At 53.3% G+C, this 25,061-nt stretch carries 28 protein-coding genes; 3 read left to right on the forward strand and 25 right to left on the reverse strand.

Annotation, left to right across the window (positions count from 1 at the left end):
- Positions 1-34 precede the first annotated feature (34 nt).
- Together EAW52_RS14680 and EAW52_RS14685 are read right to left on the reverse strand one after the other, a co-directional pair.
- Positions 35-1,003 (reverse strand): GTP 3',8-cyclase MoaA, encoded by a 969-nt coding sequence (locus EAW52_RS14680; protein WP_122043045.1) that lies wholly within the window; start codon positions 1,001-1,003, stop codon positions 35-37.
- Between the two features lie 77 nt (positions 1,004-1,080).
- Positions 1,081-1,722, reverse strand: a complete 642-nt coding sequence (locus EAW52_RS14685; protein WP_010797741.1) for a TetR/AcrR family transcriptional regulator — start codon at positions 1,720-1,722, stop codon at positions 1,081-1,083.
- Positions 1,723-1,888: 166 nt separating this feature from the next.
- Here EAW52_RS14685 and EAW52_RS14690 point away from each other — a divergent pair, with 166 nt between their 5' ends.
- Positions 1,889-3,019 (forward strand): aminotransferase class V-fold PLP-dependent enzyme, encoded by a 1,131-nt coding sequence (locus EAW52_RS14690; RefSeq protein ID WP_122043046.1) that lies wholly within the window; start codon positions 1,889-1,891, stop codon positions 3,017-3,019.
- A gap of 212 nt (positions 3,020-3,231) precedes the next feature.
- On the opposite strand, the gene EAW52_RS14695 is transcribed toward EAW52_RS14690, so the two are convergent.
- From EAW52_RS14695 to EAW52_RS14755, 13 genes are all read right to left on the reverse strand, one after another.
- Positions 3,232-4,017 (reverse strand): TatD family hydrolase, encoded by a 786-nt coding sequence (locus EAW52_RS14695; RefSeq protein ID WP_122043047.1) that lies wholly within the window; start codon positions 4,015-4,017, stop codon positions 3,232-3,234.
- A 59-nt stretch (positions 4,018-4,076) separates the two neighbouring features.
- The gene (locus EAW52_RS14700) at positions 4,077-4,433 is read right to left on the reverse strand and encodes a PilZ domain-containing protein (protein WP_010797738.1); all 357 of its coding nucleotides are present in this window, start codon (positions 4,431-4,433) and stop codon (positions 4,077-4,079) included.
- Between the two features lie 31 nt (positions 4,434-4,464).
- Positions 4,465-5,451: a DNA polymerase III subunit delta' gene (locus EAW52_RS14705; RefSeq protein WP_122043048.1), complete on the reverse strand. Its 987-nt coding sequence runs from the start codon at positions 5,449-5,451 to the stop codon at positions 4,465-4,467.
- Positions 5,444-6,076: a dTMP kinase gene (tmk, locus tag EAW52_RS14710; RefSeq protein ID WP_122043049.1), complete on the reverse strand. Its 633-nt coding sequence runs from the start codon at positions 6,074-6,076 to the stop codon at positions 5,444-5,446. The genes EAW52_RS14705 and tmk overlap by 8 nt, the downstream gene beginning before the upstream one ends.
- Positions 6,073-7,122 carry an endolytic transglycosylase MltG gene (gene mltG, locus EAW52_RS14715; RefSeq protein ID WP_122043050.1) on the reverse strand — a complete coding sequence of 350 codons (1,050 nt, stop codon included), beginning with the start codon at positions 7,120-7,122 and terminating at the stop codon, positions 6,073-6,075. The genes tmk and mltG overlap by 4 nt, the downstream gene beginning before the upstream one ends.
- Positions 7,122-7,940, reverse strand: a complete 819-nt coding sequence (gene pabC / locus EAW52_RS14720; protein WP_122043051.1) for an aminodeoxychorismate lyase — start codon at positions 7,938-7,940, stop codon at positions 7,122-7,124. The genes mltG and pabC overlap by 1 nt, the downstream gene beginning before the upstream one ends.
- Entirely contained in the window at positions 7,940-9,184 is a 1,245-nt protein-coding gene (gene fabF, locus EAW52_RS14725) for a beta-ketoacyl-ACP synthase II (RefSeq protein WP_122044816.1), read from the reverse strand. The genes pabC and fabF overlap by 1 nt, the downstream gene beginning before the upstream one ends.
- 120 nt (positions 9,185-9,304) lie before the next feature.
- Positions 9,305-9,541, reverse strand: coding sequence for an acyl carrier protein (gene acpP, locus EAW52_RS14730; protein ID WP_007160597.1), 237 nt, complete (start codon positions 9,539-9,541; stop codon positions 9,305-9,307).
- Positions 9,542-9,704: 163 nt separating this feature from the next.
- Positions 9,705-10,448, reverse strand: a complete 744-nt coding sequence (gene fabG / locus EAW52_RS14735; RefSeq protein ID WP_019365930.1) for a 3-oxoacyl-ACP reductase FabG — start codon at positions 10,446-10,448, stop codon at positions 9,705-9,707.
- Between the two features lie 14 nt (positions 10,449-10,462).
- Positions 10,463-11,401, reverse strand: coding sequence for an ACP S-malonyltransferase (gene fabD, locus EAW52_RS14740; RefSeq protein WP_122043052.1), 939 nt, complete (start codon positions 11,399-11,401; stop codon positions 10,463-10,465).
- Between the two features lie 85 nt (positions 11,402-11,486).
- Entirely contained in the window at positions 11,487-12,497 is a 1,011-nt protein-coding gene (gene plsX / locus EAW52_RS14745; protein ID WP_122043053.1) for a phosphate acyltransferase PlsX, read from the reverse strand.
- 3 nt (positions 12,498-12,500) lie between these two features.
- Positions 12,501-12,683: a 50S ribosomal protein L32 gene (gene rpmF / locus EAW52_RS14750; RefSeq protein ID WP_010797729.1), complete on the reverse strand. Its 183-nt coding sequence runs from the start codon at positions 12,681-12,683 to the stop codon at positions 12,501-12,503.
- 13 nt (positions 12,684-12,696) lie between these two features.
- Positions 12,697-13,233, reverse strand: a complete 537-nt coding sequence (locus EAW52_RS14755) for a YceD family protein (RefSeq protein WP_122043054.1) — start codon at positions 13,231-13,233, stop codon at positions 12,697-12,699.
- Between the two features lie 120 nt (positions 13,234-13,353).
- Here EAW52_RS14755 and EAW52_RS14760 point away from each other — a divergent pair, with 120 nt between their 5' ends.
- Complete coding sequence (locus EAW52_RS14760) at positions 13,354-13,932, forward strand: nucleoside triphosphate pyrophosphatase (protein WP_122043055.1); 579 nt, start codon at positions 13,354-13,356, stop codon at positions 13,930-13,932.
- A gap of 15 nt (positions 13,933-13,947) precedes the next feature.
- Here EAW52_RS14760 and EAW52_RS14765 read toward each other — a convergent pair whose 3' ends face one another.
- The 3 genes from EAW52_RS14765 to rluC are packed head-to-tail and all read right to left on the reverse strand — an operon-like array spanning position 13,948 to position 16,550.
- Complete coding sequence (locus tag EAW52_RS14765) at positions 13,948-14,925, reverse strand: S49 family peptidase (protein ID WP_010797726.1); 978 nt, start codon at positions 14,923-14,925, stop codon at positions 13,948-13,950.
- A 28-nt stretch (positions 14,926-14,953) separates the two neighbouring features.
- Entirely contained in the window at positions 14,954-15,604 is a 651-nt protein-coding gene (locus tag EAW52_RS14770; RefSeq protein WP_122043056.1) for an HAD-IA family hydrolase, read from the reverse strand.
- Positions 15,597-16,550 carry a 23S rRNA pseudouridine(955/2504/2580) synthase RluC gene (gene rluC / locus EAW52_RS14775; RefSeq protein ID WP_122043057.1) on the reverse strand — a complete coding sequence of 318 codons (954 nt, stop codon included), beginning with the start codon at positions 16,548-16,550 and terminating at the stop codon, positions 15,597-15,599. Before rluC ends, EAW52_RS14770 begins: the two co-directional genes overlap by 8 nt.
- Positions 16,551-17,116: 566 nt before the next feature.
- On the opposite strand from rluC, the gene rne reads away from it, so the two are divergent.
- A complete protein-coding gene (gene rne, locus EAW52_RS14780) occupies positions 17,117-20,437 on the forward strand; it encodes a ribonuclease E (protein WP_122043058.1) in 3,321 nt (1,106 codons plus the stop codon).
- Between the two features lie 56 nt (positions 20,438-20,493).
- Here rne and murB read toward each other — a convergent pair whose 3' ends face one another.
- Genes murB through EAW52_RS14815 form a run of 7 tightly spaced genes read right to left on the reverse strand, consistent with a single transcriptional unit; the run spans position 20,494 to position 25,024 of the window.
- Positions 20,494-21,519, reverse strand: a complete 1,026-nt coding sequence (gene murB / locus EAW52_RS14785) for a UDP-N-acetylmuramate dehydrogenase (protein ID WP_122043059.1) — start codon at positions 21,517-21,519, stop codon at positions 20,494-20,496.
- Positions 21,500-21,979, reverse strand: coding sequence for a low molecular weight protein-tyrosine-phosphatase (locus EAW52_RS14790; protein WP_122043060.1), 480 nt, complete (start codon positions 21,977-21,979; stop codon positions 21,500-21,502). Before EAW52_RS14790 ends, murB begins: the two co-directional genes overlap by 20 nt.
- Complete coding sequence (gene kdsB, locus EAW52_RS14795) at positions 21,979-22,746, reverse strand: 3-deoxy-manno-octulosonate cytidylyltransferase (RefSeq protein WP_122043061.1); 768 nt, start codon at positions 22,744-22,746, stop codon at positions 21,979-21,981. The genes EAW52_RS14790 and kdsB overlap by 1 nt, the downstream gene beginning before the upstream one ends.
- A complete protein-coding gene (locus EAW52_RS14800) occupies positions 22,743-22,928 on the reverse strand; it encodes a Trm112 family protein (RefSeq protein WP_122043062.1) in 186 nt (61 codons plus the stop codon). The genes kdsB and EAW52_RS14800 overlap by 4 nt, the downstream gene beginning before the upstream one ends.
- A gap of 25 nt (positions 22,929-22,953) precedes the next feature.
- On the reverse strand, positions 22,954-23,952 hold the full coding sequence (lpxK, locus tag EAW52_RS14805) for a tetraacyldisaccharide 4'-kinase (RefSeq protein ID WP_122043063.1): 999 nt from the start codon (positions 23,950-23,952) through the stop codon (positions 22,954-22,956).
- The gene (locus EAW52_RS14810; protein WP_010797717.1) at positions 23,949-24,389 is read right to left on the reverse strand and encodes a biopolymer transporter ExbD; all 441 of its coding nucleotides are present in this window, start codon (positions 24,387-24,389) and stop codon (positions 23,949-23,951) included. Before EAW52_RS14810 ends, lpxK begins: the two co-directional genes overlap by 4 nt.
- A complete protein-coding gene (locus EAW52_RS14815; RefSeq protein WP_019365918.1) occupies positions 24,386-25,024 on the reverse strand; it encodes a MotA/TolQ/ExbB proton channel family protein in 639 nt (212 codons plus the stop codon). The genes EAW52_RS14810 and EAW52_RS14815 overlap by 4 nt, the downstream gene beginning before the upstream one ends.
- Between the last annotated feature and the right edge of the window lie 37 nt (positions 25,025-25,061).

The raw sequence follows: 25,061 nt of genomic DNA on the forward strand, positions 1-25,061 counted from the left end.
CACGCGTCTAGCAGTTTCCAGGCCAATCTATACGCTAGCCCCCGATGATCTTCATCACCGTTACACCACCAGAGAACGCAACGTCCTGCTTATCGCCCAAAGCCTTGACCAGCAACCGCTGTAGCGCCGGAAGCGCTAGATGACGGGGCTTGTCCAGCAAATCACCAACAAAGTGGCGATTACTGGATGACAAGCAGCCATGCAGCCAACCTGTTGAAGACAAGCGTAGACGCGAACAGCTACGGCAGAAAGGTACGCTTTCATTCGCAATAACGCCGAAGTAGCCCCCACCCTCTACCTGATAACGCAAGGCAGTGGCGTCTACAGGCGCATCAGCCTGTACAAAAGGATGGACCGCACCGATGATCTCTAAAAGCTCTGCCAACCGTACGAACTGCTGCTGGAAGCCGTTGGGATCACGCGCGAGATGCCCCATCCTCATCAGCTCGATAAATCGCAACTCGAAGCCGCGCTCGAGACAGTATTCGAGCAGCGGCAATACCTGATCAAGATTCTGGCCACGCAATGGGACCATATTGACCTTGATTTTAAGTCCTGCCTGACGGGCTTCTTCAAGACCTGCAAGCACCGTCTTCAGATCGCCTCCCCGCGCGAGTACAGGGAAGGCTTCCGCATCGAGCGTATCCAGAGAGACGTTCAGACGGCGAACCCCGCTGTCGATGATGATGGGCAGCTTTTTAGCCAGCAGCTGGCCGTTAGTGGTAAGACTAATGTCTTTGAGCTTTAAGGCGGAAACCGCCTGCAAGAAAGGCTCGAACTTGGGAGTGACCAGTGGCTCACCACCAGTAATACGCAGACGCTCGATGCCTGCAGCCTCAATAAGGTATTCAACACCACGAGCCATGGCATCAGCCGATAACTCATCTTGAGCCGCTACGAGGCGTTTCCCATTGGGAACACAATATGTACATGCATAATTGCATGCAGCGGTTAAGCTGATCCGTAGGTTGCGAAAGGCTCGACCCTGACGGTCAACGATCATGCTTGAACTCCAACTGCTTAACAGAGAAAAAAGATATCTGGGTCGAGAACGATTTATTCAAGCTCAGACTGTCGGACTCACCGGGAAGCCGGTATTTCCGTGTCTCGCTTACGGCGGTTACCCATACGCACGCCGATGTCCATGAGAAACTGAAAAAATCCGTCCTGATCTTCAATGACATCTCGCCAGAAGGGAGAGTGGTACAAGGCTACCGCCCCATGCACCAGCGCCCAGGCAGCGCAATAGTGAAAATAAGGAGGAACATCTTCCAGCTTCCCTTCAGCGATTCGCCCCTTGATCAGCTGAGTCAAACGATCGAAGTTTGACGCTCTGATCTTATGCAATTGTTCGACCAACTCAGGAACCTGATTAGCTTTAACCACCTTTTCTTCCAGCCGGTCAAAAAGCCTGTAGCGCTGAGGGTCGCGCATACGAAACTCAAAGTAGTCGCGGGACAGCGCTTCCCGATCACGTGCCACGTCTTCCGAATGAAACAGCGAAGCCAGGTCTCGCTCGTAATCCAGCATCAGGCGAAGATAGATCTCGGCTTTCGATCGGAAATGTTTATAAATCGTTCCTTTTCCAATCCCGACCGCGTCAGCGATCATCTCTACAGTAACACTGTCCTCCCCTTCTTCCAGGAAAAGCTTGAGGGCTGTGTCTAGAATCTCCTGCTCACGGCGACGAAATTCACGGACCTTTCGAGGTTCTTTCTGCATAGAAATAAGTTTCTTTTTAGAGTCTGAATGCGGAAGGTATCGGTAGGGGAAGCTATTACCATCGGCTGGCACAACGCGAGATGGACGATACGCATCTGACAGGCGATGTCACATTGATTACGGCATTATGCCTAAAAATACATATTTTTGTATGGATGAGCCTCTTATGAACACCTGGATGAACGAGTTTCCGCATCATGAAACCCTGCGCTACCTCAACCATGCCGCGGTAGCTCCCTGGCCGAAGCGTGCATCGCAGGCCGTAACGGCGTTTGCACAGGAAAACGTTATCCAGGGAGCCAAGGATTACCCCGCCTGGCTTGAAATCGAGCAGCAATTGAGAGCGCTTCTGATGAAGCTGCTTAACGCACCCAGCACGGCAGATATAGCCTTGGTCAAGAATACGTCAGAGGCTCTGTCATTTGTTGCGTTTGGTCTGGACTGGCGGGCCGGCGATCAAGTGGTCATCAGCAATGAAGAATTCCCATCGAACCGAATCGTTTGGGAGGCACTGTCCCGCTTTGGAGTCGAAGTCATTGAGGTCAATCTGGCTGGGACAAATCCTGAACAGGCGCTGCTAGAGGCCTGTACGTCCCGGACACGCCTGCTGGCGATCAGCGCAGTGCAATACGCAAGCGGCCTACGCCTGGACTTGGTCAAATTAGGCCAGGGCTGTCGCCAGAAAGGCGTACTGTTGTGTGTTGATGCAATTCAACAGCTAGGCGCACTTCCTCTGGACGTACAAGCCTGCGAGTGCGCCTTTGCCATGGCAGACGGGCATAAATGGATGCTAGGCCCAGAGGGGCTTGGCGTTTTTTATTGTCGGAGTGATCTTAGAGAGCAGCTGACGCTAAATGAATATGGCTGGCATATGCTCGATAATGCTGGTGATTATAATAGTCGGGAATGGAAACCTGCACGCACCGCCCGCCGCTTCGAATGCGGTAGCCCCAACATGCTCGGCGCTGTCGCCTTGAAGGCCAGTCTCTCATTGCTCGATGAGGTAGGCATGGTGCAAGTTGCGCAGGAATTACATACCAGAATGCACATGTTGATTGAAGGACTGAAAGCACTTCCCGGCGCTCATGTCCACAGTGCGACAGATCCCAATCGCAGAGCTGGTATTCTAACGTTTACGCTGGATGGCAAAGACAATACGACTCTTTTTGAAGGCCTGAAGCGCGAGAACATTATCTGCGCTCAACGCGGTGCTGGCATCCGTCTTTCGCCACACTTTTACACACCGCAACAGGTACTGGATGAGACGCTGGACATCATCCGGAAGTTGTCGCGATAAGTGCTCAATGAAAGGTTGCCTATTCCAAATCTGTTTAAAAAATGATCAATCCCGACTGGATGTTCCCCATGACTGATCAATACTTCTACTTACCGGCAGCGCCACTCCCCCGAGGCGTTATCGGTGGGATACATCGCTATTGGTGCATCCCGTTAAACTCCTAATGGTCTTGGCCCGGTTAGCAAAAACCGGGTTTTTTTTGACTATTGGTTTTATACAGCTTTTGCCAGAGGAAAGAGCCGGTAGAAATTTTCTGTAGTTTGCTCGGCCAGTGCTTCCAGCTCGACACCACGAACCGAAGCTAAAAACTCAGCCACCTCACGCACATATTGAGGGAGGTTCGGTTTGCCACGATAAGGAATAGGCGCCAGATAAGGCGAATCGGTTTCTACAAGAAGCCGATCGGCTGGCACCTGACGAGCCACTTCACGCAATGCCTCGGCATTTCGGAACGTCACGATTCCTGAAAGAGAGATATAAAAACCCAGGTCCAGGGCAGCCTTGGCCATTTCCCAGTCCTCGGTAAAACAGTGCAATACCCCTGCAGCAGTCAGATCAGCCTCTCTGAGCAAGGCCAACGTGTCAGCTCTGGCTTCACGGGTATGCACAATGACAGGTTTACCGGTAATCCGCCCCGCCTCAAGATGCAACCGAAAGGACTGCTTCTGCAGCTCAGCGCTTTCAGGCTCGTAATGATAGTCCAGCCCGGTTTCTCCGATGGCGACCACACGAGGATGATTCAGCTCGCGCAACAGCCACTCCAGCGCAGGCTCCTTTTCAGCAGAAACATCCAATGGATGAATTCCAACAGAGCAATGCACGTCCGGGTAACGCTCGGCAACAGTCTTCACATCGGCAGCATTTTCGGCGCTTACACCAATGCATAGAAAGTGCCCTACGCCTCTCTCCCTTGCCGCCTCAAGCGCCGCGTCCAGTGATCCATTGTGAGCAGTTAGATCAAGGCGATCTAGATGACAATGGGAGTCGATCAGTTTCATGGGTTTTCCTGGTAAAAACGTGCGCTTTCAGCAAGGCCATGCTTGCACGAAAGAAAGAATTACATGGTATGCGTAGGGCGGTCCGACTTGAGCGTACCCGCCAGATAGGTCTCGATCTTGTTTCGAGCCGTGTTATCGCCGTCATTGAATTGAACGCCAACCCCAGCAGCACGATTTCCCTGTGCGCCCCGGGGCGTTATCCAGACGACCTTTCCGGCAACAGGGATTTTTTCAGGCTCATCCATCAGGTTGAGCAGCATGAATACTTCATCCCCTAGCTTGTATGACTTGTTTGTTGGAATAAACAGGCCACCATTACGGATGAAAGGCATATAGGCGGCATACAGTACTGATTTGTCCTTGATCGTAAGGGACAGAATTCCGTTTCGAGGACCCAGATTCGGAGGCAAACTCATACGACAGCACTCAACCATTATTAAGTGAATTCTAGCCCTGCTGCGGTAGGCTTGCCCACCGTATCAACAGCGCTTCAAGTAGCAGCACGCGGTTCAGATTAGCCTTACCCATTACTTTCTGCCGCTGCTCGAGCAGCCAGTTCTGCAGGTTTATGACCTGAGTGGAATCGGCCTTGTCACCCAGATACTGGATTACTTTGCTCATATCGGCCAAACCGGTCACCGCTTGATCCCGAGTCATTTGATAGCGCAGGATCAACAATGCCCACTCACAGAACCAGTCCATCAATAGCAGTAATGGAATATTGTTCCAGCCTTCGGCTAATGGACTCGGAGCAATCTGCCGCTTCAAGAGCTTTTTCAAGCCATCTACAACATGTGATCGGTAAGCCTGAACGCCCATCGCATGCAAACGAGCAGCCGTTAAAGGCGAACCACCAGCCAGCGTCAGCACATCATTGAGATCCTCCGAGGAGAGATCAGGCAAGGCCTGCCTTAACCAAGCCAGGCTTTCTTCTGGACGAGGCACGGGGCAGGCCTGCTGCACACAACGACTTTTGATGGTAGGCAATAGTCGACTCGGCTGATGACTGATCAGCACCAGGACCGTGTCACCGGAAGGCTCTTCCAGGCTTTTCAGTAAAGCATTTGAGGCATTGAGGTTCATTGCCTCAGCTGGTTCCAGCAGAATGACCTTGCGGCCGCCCAACTGTGCGGTTTGGGCAACGAAGTCGACCAGGCTCCTGATTTGATCAACGCGGATAGACTTTTCCACCTCTTCCGGCTCTACAAGAAAATAGTCAGGATGCGTTCCAGCCCTTAACAAAAGACAAGCCTTACACTGGCCGCATGCCTCCCCTGCTGCTACGTTCTGGCAAAGCAAACGCCCTACAAGCCGCTCGGCCAGTGCCCGCTTGCCAATACCCGCTGGCCCATGAAATAGATAAGCATGGGCATGCCGTTCACGATGAGTCAGCCGCTCCCATAGTTCCGATTGCCACGGGTACCGCTCAACCACGGGCGCGCTCCAACAACTCAGGCACAAGCTGATCAAGTTGTTGCTGTACATCGGCAAGCGACTGGGCTGCGTCAATCACCCGATAGCGGTCGGTACCAGCCGCGGCGCGGGAGAGATAAGTCTGCCTTACGGCCTCGAAAAAGCTGTGTTGTTCCCGCTCAAACCGGTCGAGGCGACCTCGTTTGGCTGCTCTTTCAAGACCTATTTCGATAGGTAAATCGAACACCAAGGTAAGATCAGGCTGCAGGCCTGACTGAACAAAGTGCTCCAGGGTGGCAATGCGTGCTTCCGAAAGCCCACGCCCCCCGCCCTGATACGCGTAGGTCGCATCAGTGAATCGATCACACAGGACAACCGCACCACGATCAAGGGCAGGCTTAATTACAGCGTTTAAATGCTGTGCACGTGCAGCAAACACAAGCAGCAGCTCAGTATCTGCATGCATGCCCTCATCGCAGGGGTCGAGCAGAAGTCCGCGGATGCGCTCGGCCAATGGAGTTCCACCAGGCTCACGTGTCAGCACCACTTCAAGGCCATGCGATTGTAATTGCCTTGCCAGATAATCACGGTTAGTGCTTTTACCTGCCCCTTCCGGCCCCTCCAGCGTAATAAACAACCCGCTCACTCAGACTCCTTGGTAATAGGTGCCGGACTCGAACGGTAATCGGCTCGGCGTTTAAGTTGATACTCACGAACAGCGCGGTTATGGGCATCGATATCATCGGAGAACACATGCGTTCCGTCTCCGCGCGCTACGAAGTAAAGACTTTTACCTGGCTCAGGATGCAGCGCAGCATGAATCGCTTCCCGCCCTACCATGGAGATAGGCGTAGGAGGTAAACCAGGGTTCACGTAGGTATTATAAGGCGTAGGTTGGCGGAGATATTCTCGGGTCAACTTGCCCTTGTAGTTGTCACCCAGCCCGTAGATAACCGTAGGATCTGTCTGCAGGAGCATGTTCAATGCCAGCCGGCGTACAAAAACGCCTGCTATCTGAGGTCGCTCTTGCGGAACCCCGGTTTCCTTCTCCACTAAAGAGGCCATGATCAGAGCCTGATACGGCTCCTGATAGGGCACATCCGGGGCGCGCGCTTCCCACTCCTCGGCAAGAACCTGCTCCAAACGTTGACTGGCCTGCTTCAGAATTTCGACGTCGCGCATTCCTTTTACATAACGATAGGTGTCGGGAAAGAAACGTCCCTCGGGATGCATACCAGGCTTGCCTAAACGTACCATGGCGTCTTCGTCACTCAGTCCAGCCAATGTTTGCTCCAGCTTTTCCTGACGAGCCAAGGCATCCCGAACCTGATGGAAGTTCCAGCCTTCAACGAGCGTAACGTTGTATTGGACCACCTCGCCTTTTTGCCAGAGGGCAAGTAATTCACGAACACTCATCCCTGGTGTTACTCGGTACTCACCGCTGTGCAGAGCCTGTCCGGAAAGATTGAAACGCCAATACAAACGCAACCAGAAGGATCCGCTTAGTAACTTCTCCTCCTCAAGATGCCGGAGCATACCGCCCGGCGTAGCGCCCTTGGGTATTTCGACAAGCTGTTCCTGGCCAACCGCCACAGGCTGCTCGAGTGCCTTGTGTTGCAACCAGCCCATTCCGGCTAGCGCCAGCCCCATCAAGAGCAAGCCGCCCTCGAGCAGAACCAATAATTTTCGCATTACGAATCCAGAGCCTTCGAAGCAATCTGTTGAAGTTGACGTGTCAACGGGCCTATTGGCCATTCATGCTCAGCATACGTACATACTGGCCAAACACCATACTGACTGTTGCACATAAATACCTCATCAGCGGCCATGAACTCACTCAACGTCACCGGCCTGATTTCGGTCATGACGCCAAGCCCATCCGCGCAGCGAAGAAGATAGGAGCGCATCACACCAGCAACACCACATTTATCAAGCACAGGCGTTATCAATGTGTTCCTGGACACGATAAAAAGGTTACTGAAAACACCTTCCACAACGTGCCCAAACACATCACACATGAGGCCTTCAGCATAGTTTGTTCCCTGCCACTCTCCCCGCGCCAATACCTGTTCAAGGCGGTTTAGGTGCTTGAGTCCTGCCAATAGCGGTTGGCAAGCCAGACGTGTCTGGCAGGGAAACAGACGGATCCCCTGCTCAGCATTCTCAGATGGATAGCGAGGCACAGGAGAGGCCAGCAGAAGACGTTGCGGAAGTGGATTCGACGGAGCCGCATAACCCCGTTCACCGAGGCCGGCCGTAATGATCAGCTTGGCTACACCGTTGCGTAACAACGCAGCATACTCAAGAATTTCAAGCCTGACTGCATCAAGCTCCAAGGGAATTGCCAGACGACGACATCCATCAAGCAGCCGCATCAGGTGATCATCAAGGAATCGTGGTTGGCCGTTATGGACGCCTATCGTTTCGAAAAGCCCATGGCCATATGCCAAACCACGATCCCGGAAGGAAAGGCCAGCCTCATCCGGCTGACCATTAACCCAGTCTTTCATCACTCAGAAAAGCGACGGAAGATCAAACTACCATTAGTACCACCGAAGCCGAAGGAGTTAGACAGGCTAATCTCGATAGGCATTGCCTTTGGCTTATGCGGCACAAAGTCCAGATCACAGCCATCATCCGGATCATCCAGGTTGATGGTAGGTGGCGCCAGTTGATCACGAATGGCCAGGATGCTAAAAATGGCTTCAACAGCCCCGGCAGCCCCTAACAGATGCCCAGTCATTGACTTGGTAGAGCTCACCGACAATTTGTAGGCATGCTCACCAAAGATCCGCTTGACCGCAGAAGCCTCTGCCATATCACCAGCAGGCGTGGACGTACCGTGCGCATTGATATAATCAACCTGGGATGGATCGATTCGCGCATCTTTCAGTGCATTGCTCATGCACTGTGCTGCGCCAGCGCCATCTTCAGGGGGGGCCGTCATATGAAACGCATCAGCGCTCATGCCAAACCCAATAAGCTCAGCATAAATATGGGCGCCACGCGCTTGAGCATGCTCTAGCTCTTCCAGAATCAATGCACCCGCGCCATCAGACAGCACAAAGCCGTCTCGCTGACGATCCCAAGGTCTGCTGGCCTCAGTAGGCTCTTCATTTCGGGTAGAAAGGGCCCGTGCAGCACCAAAACCACCCAACCCTAGCCCACAGGTAGCCATTTCGGCACCGCCAGCCACCATGACATCAGCATCACCATAGGCAATGTTACGTGCAGCCATACCTACGCAATGCGTGGAGGTTGTACATGCTGTAGCGATTGCATAATTAGGCCCTTTCAATCCCAAGTGGATGGAAAGGAAGCCGGAGACCATGTTAATGATCGAGCCAGGGACAAAAAATGGCGAAATACGGCGGGGACCTTGATCAAACAAGGCCTTGCAGTTGTTCTCGATGTTGGAGAGACCACCAATACCAGACCCCATGGCGACACCAATTCGATCCCGATTGGCATCTGTCACTTCAAGTCCGGAATCATGCATAGCCTGGAAGCTAGCCGCCAGGCCATATTGAATAAAGAGGTCGAGTTTCCGAGCTTCTTTCGCAGAGAGATAATCTTCTACGTTGAATCCTTTGACTGATCCCCCAAAGCGGGTAGCAAAGGCAGAAACGTCCATGTGTTCAATCGGGGCAATACCGCTGCGACCAGCAAGAATGCCTTCCCAGCTGCTTTGCACGTCCCCGCCCAGCGGCGATACCATGCCCATGCCCGTGATCACGACGCGTCTACGTGACACAACGATTTCCTCATAGCTCGTTTGTTCGATCATCTAAAGTTATTACATTGATGACCGTTATATAGAAAAGCCGCACGCCTGGACAGGCGTGCGGCTTTCGTGTTCTACAGAAGAACCGACTTATTGCTGGTGAGCAACGATGTAGTCGATAGCTTCCTGAACAGTGGTGATCTTTTCGGCTTGTTCGTCCGGGATTTCAGTTTCGAATTCCTCTTCCAGAGCCATCACCAGCTCAACGGTGTCAAGGGAGTCGGCGCCCAGATCCTCGACGAAGGAAGCGCTGTTGGTTACTTCCTCTTCTTTCACGCCGAGTTGTTCAGCGACGATCTTCTTAACGCGTTCTTCGATGGTGCTCATACCGTGTTTTCACTCCTATGGAATAATCCGTGCAGCCGGACTGCGCGTAAGTGTATAGAAAGGGTTTTCAATATTTCAAGCTGACGCGACATCCTGACCTCTGAACTGACTTTTTGCTAGTCTTGAAAATTCACAAAAAGTCGTTCAACCCGTCAAAAATCGCTTAACTCATATACATTCCGCCGTTAACTGGAACAGTAGCACCTGTAACGTACGCAGCACTGTCCGTTGCTAAAAAGGCGACAACTTTTGCAATTTCTTCAGCTTGCCCTAATCGACCCAGTGGAATTTGAGTCAGAAGCGCCTCACGCTGAGCGTCTGGCAGCTCACGCGTCATATCAGTATCAATAAACCCTGGAGCCACGGCATTTACCGTGATCGCTCTGGAACCTACTTCACGAGCCAACGCCCGAGTAAACCCCTCAAGACCGGCCTTGGCGGCAGCATAATTGGCTTGGCCAACATTACCCATGGCCCCGACAACAGAGCCTATGCTGATGATGCGCCCCCAACGAGCTTTGGTCATCCCACGCAATACGGCTTTCGACAAACGGAACAGGCTGTTCAGGTTGGTATCGATTACATCGAACCATTCGTCGTCTTTCATGCGCAGCATCAGATTATCTCGCGTGATGCCAGCATTATTGACCAGAATAGCAGGCGCGCCATATAGCTGCTGAATCTGTTCCAACGCTGCCGTCACCGAAGCGTTGTCTGCAACGTTCAGCACCAGTCCGGTGCCCTCTATACCATTGGCCTTCAGGCTTTCGCTGATACGGGAGGCACCGCTTTCGCTGGTAGCCGTACCGATCACGGTAGCCCCGAGGCGTCCGAGCTCAAGAGCAATGGCCTGTCCGATGCCACGTGTTGCACCGGTTACCAATGCGACTTTACCTTGGAGGCTCATGTTTTCTCCTTAAATCAAGCCAATGCTGCTTGGGTAGCAGCAAAAGCATCAGGCGCGTCAAGACTATAGGTCTCTATACCTTTGACACACCGCTTGTTCAAACCTGCCAGGACTTTTCCGGGCCCGCACTCTACCAGTTGAGCAACCCCTTTGTCCGCAAGCAGTTGAACGGACTCAACCCAGCGCACCGGACTGTACAGTTGCGCCAGCAGGTTCTGCTTCAGCGCTGTCAGATCTGCACTGACTCCGGCGTTTACATTCTGAACAACCGGAATGGAGGGCTGCTGCCACTGGATCGCGTTAACAGCCTCGGCAAAGCGCTCCGCTGCCGGGCGCATCAACTCACAATGGGAGGGCACACTTACCGGAAGCGGAACCGCACGTTTTGCGCCACGCGCCTTGCATAGCTCGACAGCTCGCATCACTGCAGCTGCGTTACCTGCAATAACCACCTGCCCAGGTGCATTATAATTCACTGCGCTCACAACATCACCCTGGGCCGCTTCAGCACAGGCGTTAACGATATCTGCATCTTCTAGCCCCAGGATAGCGGCCATTGCGCCTTCGCCCGCCGGCACAGCTTCCTGCATCAGCTGTCCACGGCGCTCAACGAGCTTTACAGCGTCAGTAAAGGCCAGAGCACCTGCAGCAACCAGAGCGGAATATTCGCCAAGACTATGACCTGCCACATAAGAAGGACGTACGCCTCCCCTTGCCTCCCACAGTCGCCACAGGGCAATAGACGCCGTCAGAATGGCGGGCTGAGTCTTGTCCGTTTGATTCAACTGCTCTTCCGGACCTTGCTGAACCAGTGACCAGATATCGTAGCCAAGCGCATTAGAAGCCTCGGCAAACGTATCGCGTATCTGCGAATGTTGAGCTCCAATATCGGCCAGCATACCCAAGGACTGTGAGCCTTGGCCTGGAAATACGAAAGCGAAAGAAGCAGACATAGTCGATCTCTTTTTAGTCTCATCAAAAGCCACAGCCTAACAGCATGCCGTAGCAGGTTCTTGGTTTGATGTCAGGCAACCGAGGTCAGTCACACTTAGGCACTGAATCCTCATAAAGGTCTAGAAAATTCGCCTTTATCAAAGCATCCAGGCGAAGCTCTACTGCCTGCACTGCTTGCTCTATCGCACGCTGAAAGCCGAACTCATCAGCACTGCCATGACTTTTAATAACCAGACCACGCAACCCGAGAAAACCGGCACCATTATGGCGGGCAGGCATCATGTCTTTTCTCAGACGATATAACAGGGGAGCAGCCAGGAGCCTTAGAAAAACAGGCGCCCCTTCCAACTGCTTGAAAAGCATGGAAACAAGCCCCTCGCTTCCTTTAAGCAGGACATTGCCGGCAAAGCCGTCACACACCACCACATCCGCTTCAGAACGGAACAGTGCGTTCGCCTCGATGAAGCCGATATAGTTAAGGCGCCTGCACTTCTCCAGCAGTATTGATGCTTGCTGGACGACACTATTACCCTTGGTCGGCTCAACACCTACATTCAAAAGAGCGACTCGGGGCTTATGTATCCCTTTTGCTTTAGCAGCAGCGGCCCCCAGGCATGCAAACTGGTAAAGATTGAGAGCAGAACAGTCCAGATTAGCGCCAAGATCCACCAATACACATTGACGACCCATCACAGGCAGATGGGTATAGATGGCCGGCCTCTCTATCCAAGGAAGCGTATCCAGCGTCTGTCGAGCAAAGGCCATCAGGGCGCCAGTATTACCTGCACTAACGCATGCGTCAGCCTCGCCACTGGCAACCAGCCCCAGCGCAACCTTCATGGAAGAGTCAGGCTTGTTACGAAGAGCATAAGAAGGCTTTTCCGCCATATCAACGGCCTGAGTGGCTACATGGATACGCAGACGAGAATCATCAAATGAGGACTGACCGACATGGCCTTGGATGACATCAGGATCACCAACAAGGATCAACGTAACGGCAGGATGACTAGCGAGGAAAGAAATACAGGCAGGCACAATGCAGCGGGGACCGAAGTCCCCGCCCATTGCATCGATAGCGATGACAGGTGACGACAAGGATTACTCGTCGGAACCCTTGTCGATCACTTTACGACCACGGTAAAAACCGTCCGGAGACACGTGGTGACGCAGGTGAACTTCACCGGTGCTCTTTTCTACAGACAATGCATTCGGCTCGAGCGCATCGTGGGAGCGACGCATATCACGGGCGGAACGGGATTTTTTGTTCTGCTGAACAGCCATAACTCATTAACTCCTAAACGTTTGGGTCACGCTTCAACTGCGCCAGTACGCTGAACGGGTTGGCTCGCTTTTCCTCGTCCGCGCTTTCTTCGGGCGCTTCAGGCGCTTCGAATCCTGCTGGATGATGGCAGATGCCGGGCTCATGAGTTGGAATGATTGGCAAGGCAAGCAAAAGCTCATCCTCAATCAAACCAATCAGATCCAAAGGCTCTTCACCGATTTCCAGTGCGTCATAACCTTTTGGCAACGCATCCGCCGACTGCCCTTCCCATAGCACTGCGTAATCATACTCGCCGTGTACAGGAAACGCGCCCGGCTCCAGGCATCGCTGACATACCATTTGCACTTCAGTATCCAGTGCGCCATGAATGACGACAAGCCTTTGCTCATCACGGAAGAACTCGAGGACGGCCTTCACCGTTCCCTCAGTGCTCGACAGCTGCTCGCAAAGACGTGGCAAACTAGATACCGGCAGTTCACCCCGAAGCGTGACACCGCGATCAGCCAGTTTGCGTGGATCTACGTGAGGTGGAAGTGGCCCATTCAACATAAGCGCGCCATTATAGAGACGACCTCAGGCCTGTCAAAGGAAATTAGGCAAAGGATAGTATCCTTTGCTGACTTTTGGTCGGTTAGACCGACGATTCTGCGTTCACAGAGACTCATTATAATGCTTCCGTTACTGCTCGCTTCAAGCTCACCCTATCGACGCGAACTACTGGCTCGCCTGAAATTAAACTTTACATACGCTTCACCTAATATAGACGAAAGCCCTCATCCAGGCGAAAGCGCTTGTTACTTGGCTATGCGACTGGCTGAAGCCAAGGCCCGCGCGCTGGCGCCTAATTACCCCAACCATTTGATTATTGGCTCCGATCAAACCGCCTCGCTTGACGGCCAGATACTTGGCAAGTCTCTGACATACGAGCGCGCCCATAAGCAACTGTCGAATGCCAGCGGAAAAAGCGTGACGTTCATGACCGGGCTCGCGCTGCTCAATACCCAAACCGGAACCTGCCAGCTGGATTGCGTACCGTTTACCGTTCATTTTCGTACGCTGGAAAGCGATCAAATCGAGCGTTACCTCAATATTGAACAACCCTATGACTGCGCTGGAAGCTTTAAAGTCGAGGGACTGGGAATTACCCTTTTTCGCTCTACCGAAGGAGAGGACGTGACCAGCTTGATCGGCCTGCCGCTTATTCGGCTGACCGATCTATTACTCAATGAGGGCGTAGCAGTACCCTAGCATCAGCCTCTCAACTTATCGCAACACAGGCCCCTGCCACCCCACCAGCAATGCCAGGCGCTCCGCCACACTGGTCCCCAGGCGCTTGGCAAAGCGGTCGAATGGGCTTTCCTGAACGGTGTAATCCACAATCTTTTCTTCACCAACCACCTCCCGAGCCACAAAGCTGGCACTACCCAGGCCATCGATTAGCCCCAGCCCAAGCGCTTGCTCTCCAGACCACACGAGCCCGGAAAACAACTCAGGATGACCCTCGACCTTCAAGCGATCACCACGCCCCTTTTTCACGCTGTCGATAAACTGCTGATGTGTAGTATCGAGCACCTGTTGCCAGAAGCGGGTCTCCTCTTCTTTAGCAGGCTGGAAGGGGTCCAAAAAGGCCTTGTGCTCACCGGATGTGTAAACGCGACGCTCAACGCCTAGCTTATCCATGGTTCCGACAAAGCCAAAGGATGCTGCCGTTACGCCGATTGAGCCTACAAGACTGGCCTTGTCAGCATAGATGGCATCGGCAGCACTGGCGATGTAATAGGCGCCCGAAGCTCCCAGATCAGAAATCACGGCATAAAGCTTGATGTCAGGATGCAATCCACGCAGACGCTTGATCTCGTCATAGACATAACCTGACTGCACAGGACTGCCACCCGGGCTATTGATACGAAGGATAACGGCTTTGGTACCTTCGTCTTTAAAGGCATCGCGCAGTGCTCCAACAATATTGTCGGCACTCGCCTTCTCATCAGCCGCAATGGTTCCCTTCACCTCAATAAGCGCCGTATGGGAGCCCTCACGCGAGGCTTCTCCCTTGAGCCCGGAAAAAGGAACAAAGAGCGCCAGCATGATAAAAAGATAAGTAAACGTTAGGAATTTAAAAAAGATTCCCCAACGACGTGCCCTTCTTTGCTCATGCACGCTGGCCAGCATCGCCTTTTCGATGAGCTTCCAGCTTTTTTCATCCGCCGGGCGATCCGACGCTTTCCAATCATCTGCCATTGGTAGTCCTGCTTGGTTCAATTAATCGTTACGCATCCAACCAGACACGCAACTCCTCAAAACGATCAACCACAAGCGTTGGCTCGTAATTACGCAGCACCTCAACTGGCTGAGCACCGTAACTGACTGCAACCGAGGCCATTTGCGCTCTGCGAGCCATTTCAAGGTCAAATGGTGCATCCCCGATCATCAGTGCCTTTGACGGATGCACCTGACAATGCGCCAAGATCTCGTTAAGCATTAACGGATCCGGCTTACTGGCCGTTTCATCAGCGCAACGCGTTACGTCAAAGAAGTCAGCCAGCCCCTTGGCTGCAAGCACCCTATCCAGCCCTCTTCGGCTTTTACCGGTAGCAACAGCCAAACGATAGCCTTTGCGCCGAAACGCTGCCAAGCCTTCAGCCACACCCTCGAAAAACGGAGAAGGCTCTCGCTCAAGCATGACAAAATGATCGCTATAGCATTGACGAAAACGCTCTACAGATTCTGGTGACATCTCTGGATAAAGCGTCTGGATGGCCTCTGGCAAGCCCAGCCCGATAATGGACTTAATCGATCGATCGCTTCGAACAGGGAGCCGAAGGTCGGCGGCAGCCGCCTGCATAACTTCCACGATACGACCAACGGAGTCAGAGAGCGTCCCGTCCCAGTCAAATACCAGCAAGTCGTAATTAGGCATCCAATCGACTCAATGTAGCCGCCCAGGTCTCATCAACAGGAGCAGTCAGTTGCAATGTTTCCCCATTGGGGAGCGGTACATTAAGACTGGCAGCATGAAGAAACAGCCGTTTACCGCCCAAATCCCGAATCTCCCTGGAAAACGCCTCATCACCGTACTTAGGATCCCCTGCAATGGAATGACCTGCGTGCTTGGCATGAACACGAATCTGGTGAGTACGTCCTGTGACCGGCTTTGCCTCTACTAAAGTAGCGAAATCACCGTAGCGTCTGAGCACCCGAAATTCCGTGAGAGCGTCCTTACCCTCTACATTGACTTCAACCATCCGCTCACCGGAACGCAAGTTGTTTTTCATCAAAGGCGCTCGAATCTGTTTTTTTGCTGCAGGCCAGTGACCACGAACCAGCGCATGGTAGCGTTTGTCGACTCCATCTCCACGCAAGGCCTCATGCAAATGACGCAGCATGCTGCGCCTCTTGGCAATCATGAGCAGACCCGAGGTATCCCGATCCAGGCGATGAACCAGCTCAAGGTCTTTGGCATCTGGACGAATCTGACGAAAGACTTCTATAACGCCTAGGCTGACGCCACTCCCTCCGTGAACGGCAATACCTGCAGGCTTATTGATAACGATCAGTGTCTTGTCTTCATAGACAATCGCAGCCTCCATCAACTCGGCAAGCGCCTGGGAGACAGGTGCAGGTTCATCTTTTTCAGGCAAACGCATAGGAGGGACACGAATGATATCGCCGGCTTGCAGCCGATAATCCGGCTTTATACGCCCCTTATTAACACGTACTTCACCTTTGCGAAGTATTCTATAAATGAAGGTTTTCGGCGCACCTTTGAGCAAAGTACGCAGATAGTTATCGATACGCTGGCCAGCCAGCTCTGAAGAAACTTCGAAGAGCTGTACACCATTGTTGGAAGAAGTAGGATTAGTCATTGCTACATAATAGCAATTTCCACTTAATTGAAGCACTTAATGGTTGCTGTTATAGTCCCGGAAGCCAATAACCCTGGCATGACACAGCGCTTGTAAATAAGCTCCCTGTCATAAACATGTTCAGTGGACGTCAGGCCGTCCTTCGAGTGGTTCGTATGGCTATAAGCAGTACACGTGCCACTTAAAACAAAAGCCTTATAAAAACACCGTGCCCACTGTTGAAGGTGAGTACAAAAAACAACCGCTCCGGATTCTGCGAGCGGCACCAGGATTCCTGAAGGATACGTGAAGGGTGGAGATGTACCGCTGTTGAACTGTGTAGCCGGTAATGCCTGGCTTAGACGCTTATTCGTCCGCTTTTGACAGCTTATTCCTCCTCCTGACTGTTTGACGTTGCTGCTGTTACGACAGCAAGCAGGAGACGTAGTCGCGGCTCGGCATACAACCGAGTACTGCTGGACACGAAGGCGGATGGCTCCGCCTTTGATACGACCCCAAGCACCGACCCTCGGCGAGTCGTGTGTGCCGAACGCCGTTTCCGGTAGCCCGGAAACCGACGGTATTACATGAAAAGAATGCTCATCAATGCCACGCAGCCTGAAGAGCTACGTGTTGCGTTAGTAGATGGCCAAAAACTATTTGATCTGGATATCGAGTCAGGGGCTCGTGAACAGAAAAAGGCCAATATCTATAAAGGCCGCATCACTCGTATCGAGCCCAGCCTCGAGGCCGCATTTGTCGACTTCGGTTCAGAGCGTCACGGCTTTCTCCCTCTCAAAGAAATCTCTCGCGAATACTTCAAGAAAGCGCCAGAAGGTCGCATCAACATCAAGGAAGTTCTGTCCGAAGGGCAGGAAGTCATTGTTCAGGTTGAAAAGGAAGAGCGTGGCAACAAGGGCGCTGCGTTAACTACCTTTATCAGCCTGGCTGGTCGCTATCTGGTTCTGATGCCGAACAACCCACGTGCAGGTGGCATTTCCCGCCGCATCGAGGGTGAAGAGCGCAACGAGCTGCGCGAAGCCCTGAATGGACTGGATGCCCCAGCCGACATGGGGCTGATTGTCCGCACAGCGGGCCTTGGCCGCAGCACCGAAGAGCTGCAGTGGGATCTGGACTACCTACTGCAGCTCTGGTCCGCTATCAAGGAAGCCTCTGTCGAGCGTAGTGCGCCTTTCCTGATCTATCAGGAAAGCAACGTCATCATTCGAGCCATTCGTGATTATCTTCGCCAGGATATCGGCGAAGTGCTTATTGATAGCGTAGAGGCTCAGGAAGAAGCACTAAGCTTCATTCGTCAGGTCATGCCTCAGTACCAGAGCAAGATCAAGCTCTATCAGGACAGCGTACCGCTGTTCAATCGATTCCAGATCGAAAGTCAGATCGAAACTGCCTTTCAACGTGAAGTAAAGCTGCCTTCTGGCGGCTCGATTGTTATCGACCCTACTGAAGCGCTTGTTTCGATCGATATCAACTCTGCACGCGCTACCAAAGGTGGCGATATTGAAGAGACAGCCCTGCAAACGAACCTGGAAGCGGCCGAGGAAATCGCTCGCCAGTTGCGTTTACGGGATATCGGCGGCTTGATCGTTATTGATTTCATCGACATGACACCGGTGAAAAACCAGCGCGCTGTTGAAGATCGCATGCGGGAGGCACTTGAGGCTGATCGCGCTCGAGTACAGATTGGTCGCATTTCTCGATTTGGCCTTCTGGAAATGTCCCGCCAGCGGCTACGCCCCTCTTTACGCGAGACGAGCGGCATCGTCTGCCCACGTTGTAACGGTCAGGGCATTATCCGAGACGTCGAGTCCTTGTCGCTTGCCATTCTGCGTCTGATTGAAGAGGAAGCACTCAAGGATCGGACAGCAGAGGTTCGAGCACGCGTACCCTTACAGGTCGCCTCGTTCCTATTGAATGAAAAGCGCAACAGCATCACCAAGATTGAACTACGCACACGGGTTCGCATCATCATTCTGCCGGATGATCACATCGAAACCCCGCATTTTGAAGTAATACGCCTGCGTGATGACAACCCGGATCTTTTGAACGGCCAGTCCAGCTATGAAATGACGCACAGCGAGGCTGAAGAGATCCAGCCCGCAAGCGCTACACGAACCCTTGTTCGCCAAGAAGCTGCAGTCAAGGTCGCACCCGAGCGCACTCCGGCACCGCAGGTCGAAGCACCTAGCAAACCTGCTCATCAGCCCGAGCCAAGCCTCTTTAAGGGCTTGGTGCGTTCCCTGGTTAGTCTGTTTGCCGGCAAGACGGAAGAGCCTGCTGCTGTAGCCGAAACTACCCAGCCCAATGGCGAAGCACGTCGTACTGATGAGCGCCGCAATGGTCGTCAGCAGAATCGTCGCCGTGACAACCGTCGCGATGAAGAGCGCAAGCCTCGCGAAGAACGTCAGTCGCAGGCCCGTGACAATCGCGAAGAACGTCCGACTCGCGAAGAACGCCAACCTCGTACCGAACGCCCTGCACGCGAAGAGCGCCAAGCCGCTCGAGAAGAGCGTCCTGCCCGCGAAGAACGCCAACCACGTGAAGAGCGTCAGCCGCGAGCGGAGCGCCAGAGCCGTGAAGAACGTCCTGCACGTGAGGAACGTCAGCCACGCGAAGAGCGTCCCATCCGCGAAGAACGCCCGGCACGTGAAGAGCGCCTTGTCCATGAAGAGCGCGCAAACAAGGACGAGCGTCCTGCCCGTGAGGAACAGCCCAACCGCAGCGAACGCCCTTCCCGTGCCGAACGACGTCAGGCCAGAGAAGAGGCCGAAACACGCCAGGATGCGACAGTTGACGCCGAGCAACTGAACGATGAAGAGCTGAATGATCAGACTGACGATCAAGACAGCGATGAGCGCCCACGTCGCCGCTCTCGCGGTCAGCGTCGCCGCAGCAATCGCCGCGAACGTCAGCGCGATACTCATGGCGAGTCAAACGACAACGAATCAGTTGCCTTGACGGAAGAGTCAAACACTGACTCTCTTGCCAATGCCGCTGTGGTTGCCGAAGTGGTCAATGCCCAGGCAGCTGAAGTTACAACCGTAACGGAAAGAAACGAGCCCAAGCAGGCAAGCCAGACCGAAGCGAAAGCAGAAGCAGTCGCCCAGCACGCCCCTGCGCCTAGCCGCACTGAAGAGCAGCCTATTGTTGAAGTTGTCTCACACGAAACCACTGTGGAAACTCGTCAGACGGTAGCGGTAGTAGAGGTTGAAGCTCCTCAAGCCGAGGAGCCTACCCAGGCAGCTATTGAAACGGCACCCGTGCAGAAAGAAAAAGCCGTATCACCGGTGGAAGCTTCTTCCGAGGCTCAGCCACTCGCTCAGGCAAGCGAAAGCACACCTGATACTGAGGCGCAGCCTAAATTAACGCCACCGGCCGTTGGTCGTGCGCCTAACGATCCTCGTGAGCGTCGCCGTCGTCAGCGTGAGGCCGAGCGCTTGGCGCGCGAGCAGGAGGAAGCTGCAGTGGCACAGGCTGCAACATCTGTCAGCCCGGCGGCTCCGGCTACCTCCTCGCCTGCTGAAACTCCAGCGATCGAAGAACATGCTTCCCCAGTCCTGGCGGCCGATTCAGAACCTGTTGTTGAAGTCGCTCCCACCTCTGGCATTACTCAGGCACAAGAACGCCTGGAGAATGTACATGTGGAAAAACCACTGGATGAGCCCTCGAAAGAAAGCCAGCCTGCCATGACGGCCGAGATTGTTATGCCAAGCCCGGAAAGCTTGAATCAACTACCAGCACAAAGGGTTGAGTCTGCCGAAATTCCTGCAGAGCTTGCCCTGCCAAAGCCAACAGTAGAGCAGCAACAACCTCAGCAGGATGCTGTGGAAGAGCAAAAGCCATCTGAAAGCGAAGAGGAAAAGCAGGCGCCTAAACCGCAGCCCTGATACCTCAACAAATAAAAAGGGATGCATATGCATCCCTTTTTATTATGCCGTTACCGCTAATTCAGCGCTCCGGGCTCCATCTCCAACAGGACAGAAAACCGACTCTCGATATCAGTGCGAATTTGCTGAGCAAGATCAAGAATATCCTTACCCGACGCTGCACCGTAATTAACCAGTACAAGCGCCTGCTGCGCATGAACGCCTGCGTCCCCTTCCCGAAAGCCCTTCCAGCCAGCCTTATCAATTAACCAACCCGCTGCAAGCTTTACCTGGTCATCCGTGACAGGGTAAACGACCAGATCGCTATAGCGCTCCTTAAGTCTTGTAGCCAATTGATTTGAAACCACAGGATTTTTGAAGAAACTGCCCGCATTGCCCAACATGGCAGGGTCAGGCAGTTTTTCCCGTCGAATACTAATAATGGCCTTGCTTACTGCCTGGGGAGACGGTTCATCAACGCCCTGTTCTACCAAGCGCTGGCGAACAGGACCGTAATCCAGGCGCAAAGTACCGTGTCGATTTAGATTGAAACGAACCCGCAATATGACCCAACGGCCAGGCTCCTGCTTGAATCGGCTTTCTCGATACCCAAAACAGCACTCTTCAAGGGTAAACTCGCAAGTCTGGCCAGTTTTGCGATCCAATGCCGTTAAGCCATGAAACACATCCTTTAGCTCAACACCATAGGCACCGATATTCTGCATGGGAGAGGCGCCCACAGTACCCGGTATGAGACTCAGGTTCTCCAGCCCGCTCAGCCCCATACTTAATGAGGCCTCGACCAGCCCATGCCATGACTCACCTGCCTCAGCTTCAACGATCACACGGCCTGAGGAGCCCTCCTCAAGAAGTCGGATCCCCTGACTACGCATGTGCAGCACCAGAGCCTGAACATCTTCCGTAAGCACCAGATTGCTGCCTCCGCCCAAGATATAGAGCGGCACATCCTGCTTGTCGGCAAACGCCATAGCCTCACGAACATCATTATCCGTGTAAGCCTCTGCATAAAAGCGTGCCCGCACATCGAAACCAAATGTATTAAAAGGTTTAAGACAAACCCACTCACGTACAGTAAGGCTCAAGTGGCCCCCTTACCTCATGCACAAGCGCTTCACATGCCTTTTCAAGCAAGTCAATAACATGCTTGAAGCCAGCAACTCCGCCAAAATAGGGATCCGGCACTTCATCCTGCTCAAGACCATAACGGCGAAGCAAAAGATCTACTTCAGCTGAAGCGTTGGAAGGACGAAGCCTGGACAAAAAGGCCATGTTCTCATGGTCCATCGTCAAGATAAGGTCAAATGAGCGAAAATCTTCAGTCGTAATCTGTCGAGCCCGCAGGCCTGAAAGATCATATCCTCGCTTAGCACCTTCTTGGATCGAGCGAGGATCGGGGGCTTTACCGACATGCCAGTCGCCTGTTCCCGCCGAGTCGACAACAATACGGTCAAGTAGGCCAGCCTTGACAAGCTTGTCGCGAAAGATGGCCTCGGCCGTAGGGGAGCGGCAAATGTTGCCCATGCAGACAAACAGAACACGCATTATTCGCCTCCCAAGACTCGGCGAACCCGCTCCAGATCTTCAGCTGTATCTACTCCGGCCTCTGGTGACTCAATGGCATCTGCTACATGGATACGCACGCCATGCCAAAGTGCACGTAGCTGCTCCAAGGCTTCAGTATTTTCAAGCCAGCATGCACCCCAGCGCACAAAGTCCTTCAGAAATGCTACTCGATAGGCATAGATACCGATATGACGTCGGTACGGCACGCTTGAGGGCAAGATATCGCGGCTTGTGACAAACGCATCACGCGCCCAAGGCATAGGCGCTCGACTAAATGACAAGGCCAGACCATTCTTGTCGCTGACAACCTTAACAACATTCGGGTTGAATAACGCGGCGATATCATGAATGGGCTCAGCCAATGTGGCTATGCCCGCCTCGGAATGAGCGGCAAGATTCTGAGCAACCTGATCGATAATGGCAGGCGGAACAAGCGGCTCATCCCCTTGAACATTCACGATAATGGCATCGTCCGGGAGACCAATAAGTTCGGCTACCTCTGCCAGCCTGTCCGTGCCTGAAGCGTGATCAGTACGCGTCAGCAGCGCATGTGCACCGAAACGCTCGCAGGCTGCCATGATGTCGGAATGATCTGTAGCCACAACCACCTGACCGGCTGCGCTCTTACTCGCCTGTTCCCATACATGCTGAATCATGGGCTTGCCTGCAATATCCTGCAACGGCTTGCCGGGCAAACGGCTCGAAGCAAAACGCGCAGGAATGACTACGGTATAGGAGACAGTCATTTATCCAGACGCTCATCAACGCTGAGGACACGGGCTTCGCTTTCCAGCATGACCGGGATGCCATCCCGGATAGGATACGCAAGCCCTGCGGCCTTGCTAATCAACTCAGTCTTGTCTTCGCTTAGCTTGAGCGGACCTTTGGTAATAGGACAAGCCAGGATGTCGAGAAGCTTGAGATCCATAAGGAATCCTTGTTGGGTAAATAAGTTATTGAGCCTGTAACAGGTCTAGCCGTCTGTCCAGCCACGAAACAAAAGCTGCTGAAGGCTGAGCATCAACCGCAAGATACCACCAATCAGGAGCGGCAAAGGCTCTGCATTTGACGGCATCTTTCTCAGTCATTATCAATGGCAAAGCCGGCTGAAAGCGTAGTCGCTCAGAGGTATAAACTGCATGGTCGGCGAATGGGTGGGCAATGGGTCGCCACTGCAATGCTTCGAGCGTCTTGAAGAAGCGATCAGGATTACCAATCCCAGCCAGTGCGTGAACCTCCTGGCCAGGAGAAAAATAATTGAGAGGCCGGCGCTCACCTGATACTAGATTGATCAAGGCCGTTGGTTTCAATTGAACCGAGTAGCCATCTTCCGTATCGCTGGTGCCACCATTATAAAGAATGGCGTCAACGCTTAGCAGTCGCTCAATAGGCTCTCTAAGTGGCCCCGCCGGAAGACAGCGCTTGTTGCCAAAGCCCCTTGCCGCGTCAACCATGACAAGCTCAAGGTCACGTGCAAGCGCATAGTGTTGTAGACCGTCATCACTGAGGATGAGATCCAGCGACTCGGTTCGCAGCAACTCCTGAACCGCAGCAGGACGATTCGGAGCGATGACAAGCGGAACCCGGGTCCGTTGAACAATAAGCAAAGGCTCATCACCCGTTACCGCAGGCAGCTGGTCCGGCATTACCCGCCAGGGAAAATGTGGAGGTTTTGCACCATAGCCCCGGCTTACCACACCGACTCGCAATCCACGACCGCGGCAGTGCTCGATGAGCCAAAGGATCATCGGAGTTTTGCCCGTTCCACCTATTGTGAGGTTTCCCACGACCAGCACAGGAACAGGTGAAACGAAAACACCCTTGTCGCTCTCCAGAAAGCGCCTACGCTTTCGTCGAGCAACGTGACAATACAGGGCCTCTAAGGGTTTCAGTACATTCAGGGCCGGATGACCACGATACCAAGCCCTGAGAAGCCGTGAGGAAATACTCACTGTTTGTCTGCCTGAGCCTCAACCGTTGTGATGCGGATTCGTGAAAAGCCCAGCTTTCCAGCGGCATCCATTGCCGTCACCACTGATTGATGAGGCGTGCGGCCATCAGCAGAGATGATCAGTGGCACGCTGTTATCCCCACCCGACTCACGCTGCAATGCAGTCATGAGCGAAGTCAGATCACCTTTAGCCAACGTTTGATCGTTCAGTGAAAAGACGCCGTCTGCTGAAATGCTGATTTCCAAGTCCTTGGCAGCTGCTTCGGCAGGTTCTGCACTTTGCGCCTCAGGCAGCTCCAGTTTCAACTGGCTCGGCTTGTTGAAGGTGGTAGTTACGACAAAGAACAGCAGCAACACGAATACAACATCAATCAGTGATGTCAGGTTGACGTAGGCCTCGTCTCTAGCTGCCCCGCCTGATCTACGCCGAAACTTCACGCTTTGGTACCTTCCGTGACGAAGTCTACTTCACGATCACCCTGAACGACTTCAACCAGCTTGATGGACTCTTGTTCCATAGAGACAATCAGTTCATCGACACGACGCAGCAGGAAGCGATGGAAGAATACGGCAGGAATAGCCACGATCAGACCAGCCGCCGTGGTCAGCAAGGCCTTGGAAATACCGCCAGCCAGAACCGGAGCGTTGGCCAGACCGCTTTCCATGAAAGAGCTGAAGATCTCGATCATGCCAAACACCGTGCCTAGCAGTCCCATCAAGGGTGCCATGGCAGCAATCGTACCCAGGGTATTCAGATAGCGCTCCAGATCATGCACGATGCGGCTACCAGCCTCTTCAATGGCCTCTTTCATGACTTCACGGCCATGACGGGAATTGGCAAGCCCTGCAGCCATTACCTCACCCAAAGGCGAATTGGCGCGCAACTCCTTAAGCTTCTCGCTTGTGAGCGAATTATCTTGCAGCCACTTCCATACCTGAGCCAACAGTTGCGGCGGAACGACACGTGCACGGCGCAGTGTCCATAACCGCTCGGCTACGATAGCCATGCCTACAATAGAACTCAGAATAATTGGCAGCATCATCCAGCCGCCTGCTTTGACCAGTTCGAACACGCCCTGAACCCTTTCCTTAAAAGTGCGCAACTCTATC

Source organism: Pseudomonas sp. LTJR-52, from assembly GCF_003691465.1.
GTDB lineage: Bacteria > Pseudomonadota > Gammaproteobacteria > Pseudomonadales > Pseudomonadaceae > Chryseomonas > Chryseomonas luteola.